At 43.9% G+C, this 21,237-nt stretch carries 14 protein-coding genes; 7 read left to right on the top strand and 7 right to left on the bottom strand.

Annotated elements, in window-relative coordinates; genetic code table 11:
• Position 1 precedes the first annotated feature (1 nt).
• Together B9A91_RS22890 and B9A91_RS22895 are read right to left on the bottom strand one after the other, a co-directional pair.
• On the bottom strand, positions 2-2,752 hold the full coding sequence (locus B9A91_RS22890; protein WP_084241391.1) for a TonB-dependent receptor: 2,751 nt from the start codon (positions 2,750-2,752) through the stop codon (positions 2-4).
• A 93-nt stretch (positions 2,753-2,845) separates the two neighbouring features.
• Positions 2,846-3,730 (bottom strand): LytTR family DNA-binding domain-containing protein, encoded by an 885-nt coding sequence (locus tag B9A91_RS22895; RefSeq protein ID WP_084241392.1) that lies wholly within the window; start codon positions 3,728-3,730, stop codon positions 2,846-2,848.
• Between the two features lie 100 nt (positions 3,731-3,830).
• On the opposite strand from B9A91_RS22895, the gene purH reads away from it, so the two are divergent.
• From purH to rodA, 6 genes are all read left to right on the top strand, one after another.
• Positions 3,831-5,357: a bifunctional phosphoribosylaminoimidazolecarboxamide formyltransferase/IMP cyclohydrolase gene (purH, locus tag B9A91_RS22900; protein WP_084241393.1), complete on the top strand. Its 1,527-nt coding sequence runs from the start codon at positions 3,831-3,833 to the stop codon at positions 5,355-5,357.
• Between the two features lie 85 nt (positions 5,358-5,442).
• The gene (locus tag B9A91_RS22905; RefSeq protein ID WP_084241394.1) at positions 5,443-6,465 is read left to right on the top strand and encodes a rod shape-determining protein; all 1,023 of its coding nucleotides are present in this window, start codon (positions 5,443-5,445) and stop codon (positions 6,463-6,465) included.
• A 45-nt stretch (positions 6,466-6,510) separates the two neighbouring features.
• On the top strand, positions 6,511-7,347 hold the full coding sequence (gene mreC, locus B9A91_RS22910; RefSeq protein WP_084241395.1) for a rod shape-determining protein MreC: 837 nt from the start codon (positions 6,511-6,513) through the stop codon (positions 7,345-7,347).
• Positions 7,340-7,855: a rod shape-determining protein MreD gene (locus tag B9A91_RS22915; protein WP_084241396.1), complete on the top strand. Its 516-nt coding sequence runs from the start codon at positions 7,340-7,342 to the stop codon at positions 7,853-7,855. Before mreC ends, B9A91_RS22915 begins: the two co-directional genes overlap by 8 nt.
• Positions 7,855-9,807, top strand: coding sequence for a penicillin-binding protein 2 (gene mrdA, locus B9A91_RS22920; RefSeq protein WP_084241397.1), 1,953 nt, complete (start codon positions 7,855-7,857; stop codon positions 9,805-9,807). Before B9A91_RS22915 ends, mrdA begins: the two co-directional genes overlap by 1 nt.
• Positions 9,804-11,069 carry a rod shape-determining protein RodA gene (rodA, locus tag B9A91_RS22925; RefSeq protein WP_084241398.1) on the top strand — a complete coding sequence of 422 codons (1,266 nt, stop codon included), beginning with the start codon at positions 9,804-9,806 and terminating at the stop codon, positions 11,067-11,069. Before mrdA ends, rodA begins: the two co-directional genes overlap by 4 nt.
• Here the strand turns inward: rodA and B9A91_RS22930 are convergent.
• Positions 11,066-12,079: a hypothetical protein gene (locus tag B9A91_RS22930; RefSeq protein ID WP_084241399.1), complete on the bottom strand. Its 1,014-nt coding sequence runs from the start codon at positions 12,077-12,079 to the stop codon at positions 11,066-11,068. The genes rodA and B9A91_RS22930 overlap by 4 nt on opposite strands.
• Before the next feature lie 98 nt (positions 12,080-12,177).
• Here B9A91_RS22930 and B9A91_RS22935 point away from each other — a divergent pair, with 98 nt between their 5' ends.
• Positions 12,178-12,759, top strand: a complete 582-nt coding sequence (locus B9A91_RS22935) for a thymidine kinase (RefSeq protein ID WP_084241400.1) — start codon at positions 12,178-12,180, stop codon at positions 12,757-12,759.
• Between the two features lie 6 nt (positions 12,760-12,765).
• Here B9A91_RS22935 and B9A91_RS22940 read toward each other — a convergent pair whose 3' ends face one another.
• The 4 genes from B9A91_RS22940 to B9A91_RS22955 all read right to left on the bottom strand — a co-directional run bounded on the left by B9A91_RS22940 (position 12,766) and on the right by B9A91_RS22955 (position 21,201).
• Entirely contained in the window at positions 12,766-14,799 is a 2,034-nt protein-coding gene (locus B9A91_RS22940; protein WP_144009024.1) for a glycoside hydrolase family 2 protein, read from the bottom strand.
• 33 nt (positions 14,800-14,832) lie between these two features.
• On the bottom strand, positions 14,833-16,278 hold the full coding sequence (locus tag B9A91_RS22945) for a right-handed parallel beta-helix repeat-containing protein (protein WP_159451770.1): 1,446 nt from the start codon (positions 16,276-16,278) through the stop codon (positions 14,833-14,835).
• An 88-nt stretch (positions 16,279-16,366) separates the two neighbouring features.
• Positions 16,367-18,106, bottom strand: a complete 1,740-nt coding sequence (locus B9A91_RS22950; RefSeq protein ID WP_159451771.1) for a RagB/SusD family nutrient uptake outer membrane protein — start codon at positions 18,104-18,106, stop codon at positions 16,367-16,369.
• A gap of 11 nt (positions 18,107-18,117) precedes the next feature.
• Positions 18,118-21,201, bottom strand: a complete 3,084-nt coding sequence (locus B9A91_RS22955) for a SusC/RagA family TonB-linked outer membrane protein (protein ID WP_084241404.1) — start codon at positions 21,199-21,201, stop codon at positions 18,118-18,120.
• Positions 21,202-21,237: the final 36 nt, after the last annotated feature.

Genomic DNA, 21,237 nt, shown 5'->3' on the forward strand with positions numbered 1-21,237 from the left:
TTTATAGAATATTATAGGCGTAGGTTACGTAGTAAACGGCCCCGATATTAGGGTTTGCCACACCTGTTGAATAGTATTTATTGGTAATATTTGTAGCACCCAGTCTGATTCCTGAACGTGCTTTAATCAGCTTATAGCTAACCTGCGCGTCGATAACTGCAGAGCTTGGCACATGCCCCTCTGCCAGTCCGCCGGACACCACATAAAAGTACCCCGGTTTATAGCGCAGGGTTGTACCGAACGACCAGACCTGTTTTTTTCCAAAGCCGCTGTTCCCGAATTCCATATTGATGTGGTAATTTGGCGTATTGAAGTTGTTAATCTGGCTGTTGTTCTTGTTTTTAATGTGGTCTGAAAAGTAATTTACCTTTGCCAGGAAGTTATGGGACATATCTACGCTCACGCTGGCCGCATAACCGTAGGTGTTCACCGTTTGCCCGCCATTAAAAGCAATATTATATTGTACATAAGTACTGTGGTCTTTAAAAGCAGTGACATCATTGGTGCCGGGGGTATTCGCTACGTTGGCATAACCAATAAAGTTTTTCCAGGTAGAGAAATACCCCAGAACATCAAACATCACCCGTTTTCCTATCAACGCAGCATAGCCCAGTTCAAAGGCATTTACAGATTGCGGCTTGATATCATTGTATTCAAACCTTTTGAGTTGGTTCGCATCGCCGGACTGTTGGTAGGCCGAAACACTTTCCAGAGTGTATGGCGGGTACTTGTTAAACTGATAGTTATCGTTCAGCAGCAAGGAAGAACCGCCCGAAGAATAGCTGTTGTATCCATTAAGTGTGTTTTGCAGGGCCTGGATATTGGATGGAAAACTATACGCATTCTGATAAGAGAAACGGATAAAATTTTCTTTAACCGGTTCATATACGGCCGAAGCCCTTGAGGTTACTTTAGGAGAAGAAAATAAGGTGTTTTTATCGTAGCGGAAGGAAGTGCTCAGGCTGAGCCTGTCGGCCGCCAGCTTTTTGGCCAGTTGCAAATAGGCACTGTATTCCTTTACATTGATCGGCTTGTCTTTATCGGGAAACAAAGTGTTCTTACTGTTGAGGCTGTATAGTCGCCAGTTTACCCCGGCAATGATGTTTATAAACTTTATATGCTCCGCAAAATTATACTGGGCCTCTGCATTGTACAATTTACTCCGGTCCAGAAACAATGTTCCTCCTTCAGAAATGGGTGTATTGGAAACCTTTTCTTTGAGTGTATTAAATTGGGCACTGCCCAGTTCTGCCCTTCCTTTATCCGCAAAAGCCCTGGCCGCCAAATGTGCATCGCCGATGCTTGTACCTCCGGCCAGAGCTTCCAGCAACGCCCCCGTATACTCGGGGTACCAGCCGCCTGTTGCACCGTCGTAACTGGTTTTCCAGCCTTCATTGATGTACTGGGACGTCGGCCCTGCAATAATGGTCCTTCCCGAGTTTTCAGAAGTGGTGTAGCCCCTTACAAACCAGTTGTTGCTTTTCAGTTCGGCCCGGTACTGCCCCACTTTAAAATTTTTAAGCTGGTACCTGGTATCGTTGGTATATACAATATTGCCCGTACCGTAGGTACCCGAAACAATAGCTTCCAGTTTCGGATTGATCTTATACCTGAATTCCGCATTTACTTTCAGCAATTTTGCCTTATTGTCCAGGTAACCATATTCCGGATATCCTGTCCGGCTTACATAATTGGGTTTGGCCAGCAAAGGTTCGATCAGCGGGGCAAGCGAAGGATCTCCGGCAAGTGCGCCTTGCAGAAAAGGATTAATATCGGCATTGGTAGCACCCCCGTAAAAATTCACACCGTTATAGTTGGGGTCTGTAAACCGGGTTCCCGGTCCGTTTTTGTTGGTGCTGTCGGTTGCCACCCAGTCGTTGGCCTGTGTGTACTGCCCATTTACTTTAAATGCCATTTTTTCATTGATCTTAGTGGCGTAACGAATGGCCCAGTCGTAATATGGCGAGGCCCCAACCGGATCGTAGGTATTCCCGTTTTTCACATGGTTAACACCCTGCGTTACCAGCACACTTAAACCCTGGTATTTAAAAGGGTCTTTTCCGGTCATGACCATGGTTCCGTTTAAACCCCTGGATCCGTATAAAGCCGAAGAAGCCCCCGACAGCACCTCTATATTGTCTACATCCAGCTGGGTTAAACTGATGGCGGACCCCAGGGGAAAATTAAGTCCCGGTGCCTGGTTGTCCATTCCATCTACAATTTGCGTAAAATTGGTATTACCACTGGTGTTAAAGCCCCGGGTAGAAATACTGGTGAAGCCGATACTCGACACTGTTACATCAACGCCCTTGAGACCCTGAATCATATCCATATAGTTTAACTGGGGCGAATTACTGATATCCTTACTGCTGATCTGCTCGATAGTTACCGGCGATGACAGCTTTTTCTGTACCACCCTGCTGGCGGAAACCACAACCTCCTGTCCGAGTATGGCCCCGGGTGTAAGCATAATATCTATAGGGCCTGCACTGCTGTTCACATCAATTTCCCTGGCTTCAAAGCCTATGGAAGAAACGATCAGTACTATCGGAAATTTCTTTTTGATGCTAAGCTGAAACCTTCCGCGGTCGTCCGAATATGTTCCTTCGGCCGAATTTTTCACTTTGACCGATACTGCAGAGAGCCCCTCCTGTGTGGCGCTGCTCCTGATTGTTCCTCTGATCATCTGGGCGTTCAGTCCAGATGATATCATCAGAAAAAGGATCAATAAAAATAGTTTGGTTACCTTCATTGCGCTAGAGTTTGGTTTGTAATTGGTTAATGCAATATAGATTACAGAACCCTTGCGATACAATGACTGAACTGTGTTTGGGACGAACCAGGCCTATAATGGGGTGAATGAGCGGGCCTCGAAATGTTTTTGATGGGAAGCCGACACCGGTATGCGCAGGTCCGGCAAAGCATCAAACTGAATAACATAACCCCGGTTTGTTTTTCTGGCCGAAGAAACCGTAGTCATGTTAATGGTGTACGACCGGTGTACCCTGATCAGGCCGGCATAATTGCAGGAGGATTCAATCCTTTTGAGTGTAGTCCGGACCAGTTCTCTTTTCAATTCCCCTCCCAGCAGGTAATGGACATCCACATAATTGTCTTCCGATTTGAAAAACAGGACATGACTGGGCTGCAGGGTTAAAATGAGTTTCCCGTTTTCATCGCTGATCAGCAGCTGATCTGACACCGGCTTATGCGCGGTTACCGACAGGGACAGGTGATGCGCCAGCTTGTATTGCTGTGCCCCAAATAAAATAAGCAGGGCAATTGCATACGGAGGGATAGCAATGAGGATGGTATAGTTAAAGGTATCCAGGTAATTGCGTAAAGAAAGTTCGGGGTGGTGGTTTAAGGTCCAATCGCAAGCCAGCACCCCAAAAGTCAGGATCATAATTTCAGCAATAAAGAAAAAGAAATAATGTGCATAGGTAAGGTACTGCAGGCGCAGCCATTTGCGCAACCCAAACTGTGTAAACAGTAGTGTAAGGGTTCCGGCCAGGGAAAAGATGCTGAAAATCTTTAAAAGGTCAAGCTTCCCTACATCATACCATTTGTTGATGTTAAAAGGCACGAAAGTATACATAAAAAGCAGGCTGATCAGGGTAACCAGGCCAATAAATATGATCTTGTTTGCGCGGCTGTTGAGTAAGGAAAAATGGCTCGCCAATATCATCTTAAAAAGCGGGCTGGTCTTAAAAGTTGTAATTCCTGGCATAAGAGTTAGTTAGATTCAATAATCAATTTACTAATTTTTAAATTCTCTTAAAAATTTATCCTATAAAAATCTTAATTTTGCGGCTCAAATTTTTTCTCCGATGAGTCAATCTATAAAGATCAAAAACGCCTTAATTTCAGTTTATTATAAAGATGGTTTGGAACCCCTGGTACGTTTACTTGCCCAGCAAGGTGTGCAGTTATTCTCTACAGGAGGTACCGAGCAGTTTATTAAAGACCTGAATATACCTGTTACAGCTGTTGAAGACCTTACCGGTTATCCTTCTATTTTAGGGGGACGGGTAAAAACCTTGCACCCTAAAGTTTTTGGCGGTATTTTAAACCGCAGGGCTCTGGCATCCGACCAGGAACAAATTGCCCAATACGAGATCCCGGAGATCGACCTGGTTATTGTTGATCTGTATCCTTTCGAGGAAACCGTTAAAGCTGGTGGCACCGAGCAGGAGATCATCGAAAAGATTGACATAGGCGGCATTTCCCTGATCAGGGCTGCGGCCAAAAATTTCAACGATGTAGTTATCCTTGCTTCTAAAGATGATTATTCAACTTTGCAGCAGCAGTTGGAGGCCCAGAATGGAGAAACTACACTGGCACAGCGTAAAGCTTTTGCTAAAAAGGCATTCCACACCTCATCGCATTATGATACTGCAATTTTCAATTATTTCAATACCGAAGAGCCGCTGAATGTATTTAAACACAGCATCAGCGATTCACAGACATTAAGGTATGGCGAAAACCCACATCAACAGGGTGTATTTTATGGCAACCTGGATGAAATGTTCACCAAACTTAACGGCAAAGAGCTTTCTTACAACAACCTGGTCGATGTAGACGCCGCAGTAGCATTAATAGACGAGTTTGAAGAGCCCACTTTTGCCATTTTAAAACATACCAATGCCTGTGGTGTGGCCTCTAAACCAAGTATTCTTGATGCCTGGAATGTGGCATTGGCCTGCGATCCGGTTTCGGCCTTTGGCGGTGTGCTGATTGCCAACAGAGAGATAGACCTGGCTACAGCAGCCGAGATCAACAAGCTGTTTTTTGAAGTACTGATTGCCCCTGCTTACCAGGCCGAAGCTGTTGAGCTTTTCCGTGCCAAAAAGAACAGGGTGATTTTACAGCGCAATGAGGTAGCGCTAAGCGAAAAGCAATTTAAAACCTTGTTGAATGGGGTAATTGAGCAAGACAAAGACCTGGTTATTGAAGGCCCTGAGGAAATGACACCGGTAACTGAAAAAGCGCCGACAGCACAGGAGCTGAAAGACCTGCATTTTGCCAATAAAATTGTAAAACATACCAAATCAAATACCATTGTATTTGTGAAGAACAACCAACTGCTGTCGAGCGGCGTAGGCCAGACCTCCAGGGTTGATGCCCTGAAACAGGCCATCGTTAAAGCAGATGCCTTTGGTTTTGACCTTAAAGGATCTGTAATGGCTTCAGATGCGTTCTTCCCTTTCCCGGACTGCGTGGAAATTGCAGCCGAAGCAGGGATTACGGCTGTTTTACAGCCAGGCGGTTCTATCAAAGACGCAGATTCTATAAACATGGCCAATGAAAAAGGAATTGCAATGGTGACCACAGGGGTAAGACATTTTAAACACTAATTTATTTGTCTGCGAATACAATAAAAAGCTGTAGTTTTACATTATATAGTACACAGAATTTTTAATATTTAACTATCACCTATAAATGGGTTTATTTAATTGGTTTACACAAGAGGTTGCTATCGACTTAGGCACAGCAAACACCTTGATTATACATAACGACAAAGTAGTAGTTGATGAACCTTCAATCGTTGCTTTTGACAGGCAGACAAATAAAATTATCGCAATTGGCAGGCAAGCCATGCAGATGGAAGGTAAAACCCATGACAATATTCGTACTGTAAGACCGCTTAAAGATGGTGTAATTGCCGACTTTAATGCCGCCGAAGCTATGATCAAAGGAATGATCCGTATGCTGAACGGGGGTAAAGGCTGGATGTTCCCATCCTTAAGAATGGTGATCTGTATCCCTTCAGGGATTACCGAAGTTGAAAAACGTGCCGTAAGAGATTCAGCTGAGATTGCCGGTGCCAAAGAAGTGTACCTGATCCATGAGCCTATGGCTGCGGCAGTAGGTATCGGCATTGATGTGGAAGAACCAATGGGTAATATGATCATTGATATAGGTGGTGGTACTACCGAAATCGCTGTAATAGCTTTATCAGGTATCGTGTGTGATCAATCTATCCGCGTTGCCGGTGACAATTTTGATTCGGACATTGTAAACTACATCCGTCGTCAGCACAATATCATGATTGGAGACCGTACCGCTGAGAAAATTAAAATAGAGGTAGGTGCTGCTTTACCTGAACTTCAGGACCCGCCATCAGACTTCGCTGTTCAGGGCAGGGACCTCATGACAGGCGTTCCTAAGCAGATCACAGTTTCCTACACAGAAATTGCGCACTGCCTGGATAAATCGATCTCTAAAATTGAAGAGGCCATACTTAAGGCCCTGGAAATTACTCCGCCAGAGCTTTCTGCAGACATCTACCAGACCGGAATTTATTTGACCGGTGGCGGAGCTTTGCTTCGTGGCCTGGATAAACGTGTGGCAGCAAAAACCAAACTTCCGGTTCACGTGGCCGAAGATCCGCTTCGTGCTGTAGTACGTGGAACAGGCATCGCCTTAAAGAACATTGGTGGCTATAAATTTTTAATGCAATAAGGTTTGGGTTAAAGCCCAAACTTTATTCCCTAATTGTAAATCGAAATGCGTAACCTTTGGATTTTCATAAACAGATATAACGCATTTTTTCTTTTTATTATTTTTTTCGCTATTGGTGTTATCCTTACGGTAAAGAACAACGCTTACCAGCGCAGTATCATGGTCAATTCTACCAATGAGGTTGTTGGAGAAGTATATCAGAACCTGAATGTTTTAAAGAAGTACATTAATCTTGGGAATGTGAACGACAGCCTGGCCCAGGAAAATGCGAAACTAAAAACCGAATTGCTGACATTAAAAAGTATAGACAGTGCAAAAAAAACAACTGTTACAGATACTTCAGGCGCTCCCCAGTACACCTACCTCTCGGCAAGGGTAATTAAAAACTCCATTACACTGCGCAACAATGTAATTACCATCAACAAAGGAAGCGCAGATGGGATTGCCCCGGGAATGTCGGTAATATCGCCCGGAAAAGGTGTAGTTGGTCATGTGCTGGATGTTTCTGAACATTTGGCCACTATCCGATCCCTGTTGCACAAAGACGCCAAAATCAGTGTGGTGGTTAAAAATACCAAGGCCATCGGTACACTGGTATGGGGCGTTGCCAATGCCGATTACAGGAAGGCTTATGTTAAAGACGTACCGAACCATTTTAAAGTGAACCTGAAAGACAGCATTGTAACTTCAGGATTCGGGTCTTTCCCTCCGGGAATTCCTGTTGGAACCGTTACCAATACCGGAGTGGCTACAGGAGATAATTTTATGTCGCTCGAAATTAAACTTTTCAATGATTTCAGTACCTTACAATATGTGTACGTAATTTTTGATAAATATGCCGTTGAACAGAAAGAATTAGAAGCAAAATTGCCCAATGAATAGCAGATTGATATTGATAAATATAATCAGGTGGTTTGTGCTTGTATTGATCCAGATCCTTTTGCTAAGGAACCTGAGTTTTTACAACATTGCAACTCCATTTGTATACATCCTGTTTCTGCTGCTGCTTCCTTTTGGCATGCCCAACCTGTTGCTCTACCTGGTTGCATTTATTACAGGCTTAACACTCGATGCCTTTTACGACACCCTGGGTGTACACACCGCAGCCTGTGTTATGCTGGCGTTTGTAAGGATACTGTTCATTTCTGTAACGGTGAACCGCGATGGTTTCGACGAGCCGGAGCCTACTCTAGGAAATATGGGTTTTAAGTGGTTTATTCTATATGCCGTTTTGTGTACATTTTCCCATCACCTGGTACTGTTCTTTCTGGAAACATTCCGGCTGACGGAATTTTCTTATACCCTGCTCAGGTGCTTCTTTAGCGGCATATTCACCTTATTTACTGTTGTATTGATAGAATTTATATTCTATAATAGAAAAATGCGCTAATGGATAATCTGTTTGGTCGGAAATATGTAATACAGGGTTTATTCATTGCAGTTGCGCTGATACTGATAGGCACCCTGTTTTATATACAGGTGGCCAGCGACAAATATTTCATCTCGGCCGAGAGTAATGTGTTACGCAAAATCTATACCTTTCCGGCAAGGGGTGTAATTTTTGACCGCAATGAAAAGCCCCTGGCCCAGAACGAAGCGGTGTACGACCTGATGGTCATCCCAAACCAGGTCAAAAATATGGACACTTTAGCGCTTTGCCAGCTCATAGGTATAGATACCATTACTTTTAAAAAGAACTTCAAAAAGGTTTCCAACCAGTCCAGGTACCAGCCAGGCATTTTTGAAAAGCAGCTCTCTATTCAAACTTATGCTGCGCTTTCAGAACAGCTTTCGCGTTTTCCGGGTTTTTTTGTACAAAGCCGTACCATCCGTCACTATCCAGACAGTGTAGCTGCACATTTTTTGGGCTATATCAAGGAGGTATCCCCAAAAGACATCCAAAACTCGGAAGGATATTACCGTCCGGGTGATTATATTGGTAAATCTGGTGTGGAAAAATCTTATGAAACTTTGCTAAGGGGCGAAAGAGGTGTGGTGAATATGATGTACGACGTCCATAATGTACCTAAAGGCAGTTATGCCGAGGGTAGGTTTGATACCACTGCTGTTTCGGGTGACCGTCTGATCTCTTCTTTAGATCTTAAACTGCAAAAGCTCGGTGAGCAGCTGATGCAGAACAAAGTAGGGAGTATTGTAGCCATAGAGCCCGCCAGCGGAGAAATACTTGCCTTTGTAAGCAGCCCGGGATATGATCCAAACTTAATGGTGGGCCGTAGTCAGGGCAACAATTATATGGCCCTGCTCAGCAACCCCAACCGCGCATTTAACATTCGGCCCATACAGGGGTACTACTCACCAGGTTCTTCTTTTAAGCCCTTGGATGCCTTGCTAGGCTTGCAGGAAGGGGTAATTGACCCGAATACAACTTTTAATTGTCCGGGTTACTTCAAAGTAGGGAGCCATACCGTAAAATGTGAACATGTTGATGGAAATATTGCCTTGCGCAGAGGGCTGGCCAGATCCTGCAACACTTATGCCTGTTACGTTTTCCAGCAACTGATTACCCAGCGTAAGTATGCCAACCAGAAAGTGGCTTACGATGAATGGCAAAAGAAAGTCAGAAAATTTGGTTTGGGCGATAAACTGGGGATAGACCTGCCTTCAGAAAAAGCAGGAAGGCTTTATGATGCCGCTTATTATTCAAAAAAATACAGCAAATACTGGAATTTTGGGACAGTAATTTCCCTGGCCATAGGGCAGGGAGAAATGGATGCCACACCTTTGCAAATGGCCAATATTATGGCTATTATTGCCAACAGGGGTTATTACATTAAACCCCACCTGGTAAAGGCCATCGGTAAAAACAGGGTCATCAAAAAAGAATATGTCAAAAAGAACTATGTAGATGTGGAGGCCCGGCATTTTGAGCCGGTAATCGATGGAATGCAGGATGCTGTAAATACGCCCTGGGGAACAGCCATACAGTCCAGAATTGAGGGGATAATGATGTGCGGAAAAACAGGAACCGTACAAAATCCACGTGGTAAAAACCACTCTGTTTTTATCGGCTTTGCCCCTAGGGACAACCCTAAGATTGCTATTGCCGTAATTGTAGAGAATGCAGGTTATGGTAGTACCTATGCCGCACCTATTGCCAGCTACATCACCGAGTTATATTTAAAAGGTGCATTGCCAAAAAACAAACTTGCACAAGTAGAATGGATGAAGAAACAGGTAGTATTGCCTGAACCGCCAAAACCAAAGGTAAAACCTAAGCCAAAAGGTACCGATTCAGGGGTAAAGGTTCTTCCGCCAATACCTTCCACAGGAATCAAACCTGAAGATAAAACGATCAATAAACCCATTCCTACTACCAAATGAGCAATCAGCAAAGCAACAGGTTTTTCTTCAATGTAGACTGGATCACTATCCTGGTTTACATCGCATTGTGTACGATTGGTTTCGTGAATATTTATGCCACCGTATTTAACCCTGAGGAATCCACTACTTTTAATTTTGCCAGTAACTATGGTAAGCAACTGATCTTTGTGATTACCGGATTGATATTAGGCCTTTCCATTTTATTGCTCGACGGCAAGTTTTTCAGTGTCTTCTCACCTATCATCTATGGTGTAACGATGCTACTTTTACTGGCCGTACTGGTAGTTGGCCGTAATGTAGGTGGTAACCAGGCTTGGATCCCGATCGGGTCTTTTCGTTTACAGCCTTCCGAGCTGGCCAAATTTGGAACAGCCTTGCTTCTGGCAAGGTATATCAGTTCTTACAGTCCGAAACTCAATACTTTGAAGCCCATAATGATGGCAGTGATAATTGTTGGCTTGCCAATGGCACTGATTATGCTTCAGCCGGATGCAGGCTCTATGCTCGTGTTTCTATCTTTTATGTTTCCCCTTTACCGGGAAGGCTTACCGGGGTATTTACTGGTTATTTTCTGGGGAATGGCATTTTTGTTTATCCTCAACCTTTTTGTACCGCCCTGGATATTGATTTCTGCTATCCTGGCAATGGGTGGTTTGTTTATTTACTTCAACAAGAAAAAACAGCAAAGGATGATCACCATAGGGGTCATTACCATAGCTGCAATAGGTTACCTGTTCATTGCCAAAGCCATATTTGAAAACGTATTGACCACACGGCAGCGCACACGTATAGAAGTGAGCCTTGGCTTAAAGACCGACCCTAAAGGTGCGGGATATAATGTGAACCAATCCAAAATAGCCATAGGCTCAGGCCAGCTTACCGGCCGTGGTTTTATGGAGGGAACACAAACTAAATACGGATACGTGCCGGAACAGAGTACTGACTTTATTTTTTCGACCATTGGAGAAGAATGGGGCTTTGTCGGCTGTTTTACCGTAATCGCTTTATACATTTTTATGCTGTTGCGCATCATTAACCTGGCTGAACGGCAGCGTTCTACCTTTTCAAGGGTTTACGGTTATTGCGTAGCCTGTATCATCTTTTTCCATGTGTTCATCAACATAGGGATGACCATCGGAATTATACCGGTTATAGGCATTCCTTTGCCCTTCATCAGCTATGGAGGCTCATCACTCTGGAGTTTTACGGTATTGTTATTTATCTTCCTGAAGCTGGACTCGAACCGGATGGGGTTTATTTAGCCAACCGGAAAACGTTGGTTCAGCAGTTCATAAAATTGGTCAACAGTACCCTGTTTGGCAGCCCAATTATTTTTTACCGCATAATTGTGCTGTAAAAATGTATCGGCGGTTTTAAAATCCGGCATTTTGTTAAGCAGTTCAATCGCCTCTGCATAAGCAAGGTTGTAACCATTAAAAAGATCCTTTATGAATAGCAATTTCTGGTTAAGGTTAATAGCCTGTTTCAGATCTGTAATCGCAGCCTTGTTGCTCTCCTCGTTCAGGCTTCCCGCCAGGTTGTTTTTACCTGCCAGCAAGTCGTTTAACGTTGGCTTTACTACACTGGCTTCTGGTTCGGGCAGCACTACCTTTGCTTCTATTTTATCTGGTACCGGTTCAGAAGTAAAAGTCTGGACGGTCTTCTCTTCAACAATATCGGGTACAAGTTCTGGCAGCGGCTCTGGTTCAGGAATGCTTTCCTGCTCAGGTGCTGTTGCAAGAACTGGCTCCGTTTTCTGCTCTTCGACAATCACACCTGCAATGGGTTCCGGCTGAGTATCCCTCAGTTTTTGTTTTTGGGCAATGATCTCTTCTTCTTCAGCGCTTAAAGGCCTGTCAAAAATAGCCTCTACCGGTTGCTCTTCAAATTCAAACTTGTCTATTACAGGAGTTTCATTCAACAGGAATTCCAGTTTTGAAGGTTCAGATTCCAGCTTAAACAATTCATCCTGAAAAGCAGGTTCTGCAGCAGCTGGTTCTTCCATCCGGGCAGCTGGTTCTTCATGAATTACTGTTATTTCTGGCTCGGCTGGCTCCTTTACAATGTGTTCTGCTATTGCACGCTGTGGCCTGTTGCTATTAATTTTCTTTACAATCTGAACGTGATCTGATAAAAAGTTTGCATTCGCCAGGAAAAGTTCCAGTTCCAGCTCATTGAGCTGACCTGGGTTTTGCGCCAAAAAATCGTACTGATCCTGAAGCTCATTTAGTATCTGACCTACTTTCTTAAAAATATCCTCTTGGTTCATCATAGCTTAATAACGGGAGATTTGATGTTTTATGTTGGTAACTTGCCATTCAAAAGTACTACAAAATTCTGATATTAGCAGGCTTTAAGATCCTATTCAACATGTTATTCAGCGAACAAAATTACAGGCGGGGTGAGTATTGCGGCAGTATTGAAGTAATTTGCGGCTCTATGTTTTCCGGCAAAACAGAGGAATTGTTAAGGCGTTTAAAACGTGCGCAGATCGCCAAACTGAATGTAGAGATCTTTAAACCAAAAACAGACACCAGATATGACGAAACTGCGGTGGTTTCGCACGACCTGAATTCCATCCAGTCTACCCCGGTAGAAAGTTCATCGGCAATTTTACTTTTAGGTGCCAATACACAGGTAGTAGGTATTGATGAAGCTCAGTTCTTTGACGACAACCTGCCCGAAGTTTGTAACAAACTTGCACAAAAGGGAATCAGGGTTATTGTTGCCGGACTGGATATGGACTTTCAGGGCAAGCCTTTTGGCCCGGTCCCGGCCTTAATGGCCATTGCCGAACTGGTAACCAAAGTAAATGCAGTTTGTGTACGCTGCGGCAGTCCGGCTGTATATTCCTATCGAACCGCCGCCAGCGAAAGCAGGGTACTGCTGGGCGAAAAAGACAGCTATGAACCCAGGTGCAGGCACTGTTTTCATTTAGGCGATATGGCCTGAACCTGGTTATATCTGGTTCCAGACGCAACTATCCTCCAATACTTTCCCTCTGGTTACAGACCTCACCAGGATCGTATTTTTACCTGGCTGCAGTTTAATATTTTGCCATAAAATGGTTTTCAAATCGTTCGGTACCTTCTTCGGATATATCTTGCCATTTACCCATAAACTAACTGTTCCCGCATTACAAAACACTTTAACGGCCGCTGTTTTGCTATACCGGATGTTGTTCCTCCGCTCTGCAATGTACAGCATAGGTTCCGGGTTCCAGTTGGCTTTATAAAAATAGAAAGCGTCCTTTTTGACTTTTCTGTCGTAAGTCACCAGCCCCTTGTCGTTAATGGCAGTGCGGTCCCCTTCGGTGCGGATAGAAGATCCAAAATCAGCTAGCACCCAGACAAATTTACCCCATACAAATGTCCGTCGCTTTAGTGCTTCCCAGTGTTTTTCATGGAAAGCAGTCTGCCACTCTTCGGGATGAAAACGCCCGGTCGGGGCAGGTTTGGTCAGCACCTCAGTGTGCTTAAAAGGGCTGGCTCCTGCCCCATACTCACTTACTGAGATCGGGGTAAACGGCAGGACCCGATGTACATCATCAGCCCATTTCCCCACTTCATCAAAATTGCCACCATACCAGCCGTAATATTTGTTCCAGCCCATCAGATCCGTCAGTCCGTTAAATTTTTCGGGCTCCAGATTTGACGCAAGCGTAGTTAGCCTACCCGGATCTTCCTGTTTAGCCAAAGTGTTCAACTCCTTGATAAAAGGCTGTGGATCATCATAATTGAGTTTTAGTTCATTGAACATCCCCCAGAAACAAATGGAGGGATGGTTGAAATTCTGCCTGATCAGCTCAATAAGCATTGTCCTGATATTGGCTTCCAGTTCTTTATTTTTTAGATAACCTGTACCTGTATACCCACCAGGCCCTACAAAAGGAATCTCCGACCAAAGGATAATTCCATTGCGGTCACACATATCATAAAAATGTTTGTTTTGAGGGTAGTGCGTTAAACGCATGGCCGTAGCACCCAGTTCTTTGATGAGTTCCATGTCATTCTCATGATCTGCATCGCTCAAAGCCGAGCCCTTTCCTGCCAGATCTTCATGGCGGCCCGCACCATACAGATCCAGGTATTTCCCGTTCAGAAAGAAACCTTTATCAGGGTCTACCTGAAAAAAGCGCAGTCCCAGGGGCTGCGACACCTGATCAATCAACTGGTCATTTTTTAAAAGGCTGACTTCTACCGTATAAAGGTATGGGTCGGCTTTCCCGTTCCACAAACGTGGATTGCTAATGCTGATATCCTGCCTCGCCTCCTTGCTATTTGCATCAGTAATGTTCGCTACTGATGATGCAACCACATTTTTCTCCCGGTCATATATTGTGGTTTTTAATGACAATCCAGAGTGATTTCCAACAGACATTTTACTCAGGACATTAATTTTGGCGGATTGCGGGGACACTTGTTGCTGACTGATGTATACTCCTGAAGAACCATGATCCAAAAGGCTGATGCAATCCTGGTCTGTAACAATCAAAGAAACCGGACGGTGAATCCCTCCGTAGACATTAAAATCGCCGTGCAGGGGGATTACATCTAAACGGTAGGCATTGCTAACCTGGACTGTAAGCGCATTTGCTCCCAGACCCACAAATTTTGTTATTTCAATACAAAAACCGGTATATCCGCCTTTATGCTCGTCTACGAATTTATTGTTCAGCAATATCGTGGCCACACTGTTTGCCCCTTCAAAATACAGGAATAATCGCTTCCCTTTCATTGCATCGGTTACTGTAAGAGTGTTTTCATAAATAGCCGAGGTACGATTGTAATTGGCTATACCCTTCAGGGTTTCTTCGGCATTCCAGGTGTGGGGCAGGTTAACCTTTTGCTTTTCTATGTTTTGTTCAAAATTATATGCAAAATAAAACTGCCAGTTCTTATTTAAAGGAAGGATCTGTCTGGCATTACTGCCATATCCGGATACTGCCCAAGATATTAAAAGAATAAAGGCAATGATTTTTTTATACTGCATGATATGATTTTGTATTTCCGTCTGTTTCTTCAACTATTTATACTTGTTAAGTTTTAATTTTTTTAAAAGCGACCAGGGATATTTTTTGCTGTCCTTGTCTTTGAGCAAGGCCTCGCCATTAATGACATTTAACAGGTTTTCCCTACCCGAGATATTACCATTAAAAGTGTTATCCTTCCAGTTCAGCCTTCCATACTGTTTTGCTGTTTTACTAAAAACCGCTGATGAGGCCCCGGTATAATGGATAACATTGCGCTCAAACAGCACGTTTTTCTGGCCAGTGTATTCCAAATCAACAAATTCTATCTTAACAGAATCTTTTGAATTGTTATAAAACACATTATCTGAAACCAGCGTGCTATCTGAAGCCATTGCGAAATTAAAAAGCCTTTTACGGTTATTGCCGTCATTTACACTCAGGTTATCTCTGATAATGCTATTCTTAGTCATCTTGCTTTTTACATTTATGGCATCAGAAATAACCAGCATAAATCCACCTTCGTTATCATGACTGTAGTTATTCTGAATAATGGTATGGTTACAATTGCCGTCAATATCAAACGACTGACCATCGTTAGACCAATCGTCATTTTGGGTATAGGCTACTTCATTAAACTGAATTACCGTATTGTCGCTGCTGTGCGGCCATATCCCTACTGCATTGTCTTTTGCTCTTGTTCGGATGTAAAACAGTTTATTATGCTCTACCAAAGCACCATCAAAAGCCTTGATCACAATTCCATCTCCACCGATATCTGAAAGGGTACAGCCCCTGATCGTCAGGTTCCTGTTCGGGAACCAATTGTTCCTGAAGCCGAATGTCCCATTTCCGCGGATACCATTCCGGTCTACACGTTCCAGCCTGCAATTTTCAATAAGCAGATTTTCTATATTACTTGCTTTAGGCCCCTGGCAATCCCAAAAAATTCCGTGGCCCTCTTTACTGCCTTTTTTGTTGTCGCCATTAATGTCATGCACGAACAAATTTGAAATACGGATATTTGAAATCGTACCGATGTCTTCAGAAAGAATACGAATCCCTGTAGGGCCTGTTTTTTGTTCTTTGACCCCTGTATCAAGATTGGAGACATCCAAAAACGCTATAGTCACATGGCTGATATTTTTTATCAAAACTGCATCAATAAACTTGCCCTCGGCAGCAATAACTGGCAAAGCACCCTTGCCATAAGCCCCAAAAACAATGGGCTGTTCTTTAGTTCCCGAACCTTTGGGCACCAATTGCCCCTGCCATTTGCCTCCGCGTTTAAAAAGGATCTGATCGCCAGGCTTAAAAACCTGCGCATTCACTTTTTGCAGTGTTTTCCATGGCCGTTTTTCCGATGTCCCTTCTTGGTTGTCATTTCCATTCTCCTGATCTATGTAGTATTTCACTGCGCCAGTATATTTTGCACTTAATGTTCCAGGTACTGTTAAACTGCAAAGCAGAAGTAAAAAATTAAGCAGTATAGTTTTTGTCATTACCATTTCTTTATATAAACAATCAGGTTAATTTGATTTTGCGCTAAGTTAGCATCCCCCTCCGATATATCCGGAGGGGGAATTGTAATTACCAACCTGGGTTTTGTAGCAGTTTAGGAGATTTTGCAATCTCAGACTCAGGGATAGGGAACAGGTAAAATGCCGGTCTGAATGCATGAGGTTTGATATCAATCACTTCATAGCTGAAATTATTTCCTGTTTTTGTGATTTTCATCCCTTTTAACATTACATTGTCTGTTACTTCCGCAATTTTCCATCTCCTTACATCCCATACCCTATGCTCTTCCAGTGCGAGTTCTACCCGACGCTCATTCTGGATAACCAAACGCATCTCGTCCTTGGTAATGCCGCTCTTTAGTCCGTAATTGCTATTTAATCCCGGCAATATGCCTGCCCGCTTCCTGACTTGTATCAGGGTATTGTATACTTCAGCTATGGGACCCTGGTACTCATTTAATGCTTCCGCATAATTGAGCAGAATTTCAGCATAACGGATTAAAGGGTAGCAGCGCTCAGTATTACCTGAACCATCTTCAATCATCATCTTTCTCCAATAGTACCCCGGAATACTGATTGGCCCTGTTGCTGCTGGTCCGTCTGGGCTCGAACCTACAAAAGTATTTACGGCAACCATGGCGTTGCTGCTGGCCAGAAAGAACCTGGAGCCATTGTAAATGATGCTGTTCCCAAAGCGCGGGTCCCTTTTAACATAAGGATCATTGGCGTTGTATCCAGAAGCAGGATCAGTTATCGGCAATCCATTTTCCATCCCAAAAGCATCCACCAGTTGCTGGGTAGGCGCACTCGACTTACCACTTCCGGTTCTGGAAGTAGGCAGTAAATTATTTTCATACTCCCTGTTTGGAGCCTTCATTGCAGCAAAGAGGTACTCATTATTGTACCGCTTCAGAAAAACATTGTAAAACCCATAGCCCATCCGCGTTACATTATCCTCCATCAAAGTGTAGCTGCCTGAACTGATGATATCTTTTGCTGCCTGCGCGGCCTTGCTCCAGCGTTCCGGATCCGCTGTAGCATAGCCGGCAATATTCTTAAGCGCTGCGTCATTGGCAATCCCGCCTCCGTTAAACAGTGGACTGGCAGCATACAATAACATTCTCGACTTCAGGCCCATACAAGCTCCTTTGGTAATGCGACCATAGTCCTGCTGTGGCTGCTCACTAAACGAGGGGAGATCGGCTGCCGCCGCTTCGCACTCCTTTACAATATAATCTACACAGTCACCATAATTAGAGCGGGGCAGATCAATGTTATCCGTAGCGGTATAGGTTGCATCCCCTATCAAAGGTACCCCTCCATATACTTTTACCAGCTGAAAATAATACCAGGCCCTGAGGAAGCGGGCTTCCGCCTTTAATTGTTTCTTTAACCGCTCACTCAAAGGACTACGTCCAACATTCAGGAGAAAAACGTTGGTCCTTCTTATGTTTTCCCATGGCGTTTTCCAGTTATTTAAAACCTGAACCTGCTTGGCAACATTGGTGCTTGAGGCAGAAAGTGCTCCGCTGGCCATTAATATCGCATCATTCTGTGGCCCCGTAAAACGAACAGGGATGGCTTCATCTGCTAATACCGGATGCCCACCACCTTCCCAGCGGTTGGCGTCGAAGTTAAAACCGACATCCACGTAAGAACGTGTGAGGAATGCAATAGTTCGTACGCTATCTGTAAAAGTAGATTCCTCATTCAGGTCACTAGGTTGTTTGGCGTCAAGAAAACTTCCTTTTTTACAGGCTCCCACTCCCAACAGGAGCACTGCCACTATAAAGTATATATTTTTTTTCATGGTCTTGCTCATTATAATGAAAAGTTAGCACCGAAATTATAGATGCGTTGATTAGGATATGCGGTAATTGCCCCGGTATTGATAATTCCACCCGATGCATTTACGGACTCCGGATCTGCCTGATAGAACTTATTTACATTTGTCCAGGTTAGCAGGTTATAACCGTTTGCATATACCCTGATACCTTTGAAACCAATAGCCTTTGTCCACTGAACCGGCAACTGGTACCCTACCTCCATGGTTTTAAGTCTGAGATACTTGGCATCTATTAGCCAGAAGTCTGATAAAGATACGTTGGCACGGCTGATGGTACTATTGGTTCCCAATAAAGGAAGTTTTGCATTATTGCCCAGTTCAGGCGTCCAGGATTGTTTGTGTATGGGCTGAAAATTAGAGCTTAGGCCCTCAATGGCTTCCGAAGCAAAATACATGGAATAATCATACGACCCTTGCAACAAAGCACTGAAACTAAAACCTTTATAATTGAAACCCAGGGTTAGGCCCATCGTAGTACTTGGTAAATTCGGGCTTCCTACCGGACGTTGATCCAATGCGTCAATGATTCCATCTCCGTTCAGGTCCTTATATTTTAAGTCGCCGGGCTTGATGCTTGTGGTAGGTTTGGCACTGTTCGCTATATCATCTGCATCCTGGTAATATCCGTCAAATACATAACCAAAACCCTGGCCTACAGGCTGACCGGTTCTTGCCAGCCAGGGATATCTCGGGTTTGCCTCATCTCTAAAAACAATTTTATTTTTGGCGTAGGAGAAGGTCGCGCGGGCAAAATACTGGAAGTTGTTGATGTTGTCCCTGTAGTTCAGTTCACCGTCCCAGCCCCTGTTATTCACCTTACCCAGGTTAACAGGAGGAAGACCAATCCCAACAATAAGGGGAACACTTGCCCGGCTGGTCAGAATGTCAAACCTATTGTTGTTGAAATAATCTACCGTAACCGTAAATTTTCCCTCAAACATACTCATATCCAAACCAACATCTGCCTTCTTCTCCTTTTCCCAGGTCACATTATCATTGCCAAGGGTTCCCTCCAGTATCCCGGCATAGCTGTTGTGCTGCTGTCCAAAAGAATAGCTACCATTGTTGGTATAAACCTGATCGTAAACAAATTGCGCACCACCAATATTATCGGAGCCAACTAAACCATACGATCCACGGACTTTAAACAGGTTGATAAATGGAATGCTCTTTTTAAAAAAGGGTTCTTCGGCAATGTTCCATCCCGCAGATATTGCCGGGAACCAGCCATTGCGTTTTTTGCCAACAAATTTATCTGTACCGTTTCGGGCTGCATTAAATTCCAGCAAGTACTTTTGCTTATAATCATATCCGGCCCTTAGGGTAACACCCCTGAAGTTGGTAGGCAAACTTGATCCTGCCTTACTATTGTCATTTTCTATATAGCTGTTCCTATTGTACAATCCCAATGCATATACCCGGTGGTCATCAAAATTGTGATCATAATTCAAGGAAGCCTGAATATTGGTGGTTCTGGAAACACCTCCTGCTGAACGGCTCAGATTATAGGCTGGTATCCGGTAAATGGTGGCATCTTTAGGCGTATAGGACCCTGTTTCCTGGTTGTAGTAATACATTGGAAAGCTTGTGCTGGTCCTTGACAATCCCCTGGTATTGGTCTGTGAGCTAGCATAAGAGATCAATGCCTTTGCTGATAAGCCCTGGGTAAGCATCTCCAATTTCTGTGTTCCCCCGAAAGTGATGTTCAGATCATTGTCAAAACTTCTGGTATAGCCCTGTGTAGCTATCCTTCCTACCACGTTTACACCACTTAAGCTGGCATTGGTTCCATAACTACCATCCGGATTGTATACCGCATAGGCAAAAGGTGGCAAAAAATTAAAGCTATAGATCTCACCGATCAATCCATTTGAGTTAGGGCTATTTGTGATCGGCTCATTGGTTTCCCCAAAGCGGCCTGTCATATCCAGTCTGAAATTTAATGTTTTGGTGGCCTGAATATCCAGGTTTGACCTGAAATTGTAGCGCTTGTAGTAATGGGTATTGTTTACTTCGCTTTTTTTACTGAAATCTCTCAGTGCTCCATTCTGCCACAAATAGCCTAATGAAACGAAATACTTAACACTTTCCGTGCCGCCAGAAATATCCAGGTTGTTTCTTGAAATCAGCGAAGTTGGCTTCATGAGTGTCTTAAACCAGTCTACATCAGGATGTCCATATGGATCACTGCCATCTTTAAAAAGTTCAAGGTCCCTGTCTGTAAAACGCTTGGTCTGGTCACTGTTCACCAGGGCATCGTTGGTAAGTACAGCAGCTTCATAAGAACCCAGGAACTTAGGGGTAAATGTTTTCTGCTGCAATCCGAGTTCAGATTTAAAATTGATCACAGGTGCTCCGGCTACACCTCTTCTGGTGGTAATCACCATTACTCCGTTTGCGCCTTTGACACCATAAATCGCAGTTGTAGATGCATCTTTAAGAATAGAGATGCTTTCAATCTCATTTGGATCTAGCTGGGCAACGTCAGAATAGCTGTATTCAATATCATCGACAATGATCAAGGGCCGTTGCCCTGAAGTATAACTACTCACCCCGCGAATAAAGAAATCTGCACCGTCTTTTCCCGGCTGGCCGCTTCTCTGCTGAGAAAAGAAGCCTGGTAATCTACCTGCCAGGGTATTCTGAACGCTGGCTGTAGGGTTTTGCCGGATTTCAGCCGCATTAATGGAACTCACTGCCCCGGTATTGGTAATCTTCTTTTGCTTACCAAAACCCACAACGATTACTTCTTCAAGTCCTTTGGCATCAACGGCAAGGGTAACATTTACTTCCGATTTTCCGGCAACGTTTACTTCCTGGGAAATAAAACCTATACTCCTTACGATAATGGTTTGACTGCCTCCCTTGAGTGTCAACTGAAACCTCCCATCTGCCCCGGTCTGGGCTCCGTTGTTAGGAAGTCCCTTTTCCGTAATAGTGGCACCAGGCATCGGTCCCCCGCTTTCCCTGACCAATCCTTTTATCACTTTGGTCTGTGCCAGCAAAATGCCCGGCCCGAAGAAAACCATTGCAAGTGTGATATATATAATTCTTTGCATAACCTTGTTTGTTTAGTTTATTTCCAGAGAACCAAA

The sequence above is a fragment of the Pedobacter africanus genome (assembly GCF_900176535.1).
GTDB lineage: Bacteria > Bacteroidota > Bacteroidia > Sphingobacteriales > Sphingobacteriaceae > Pedobacter > Pedobacter africanus.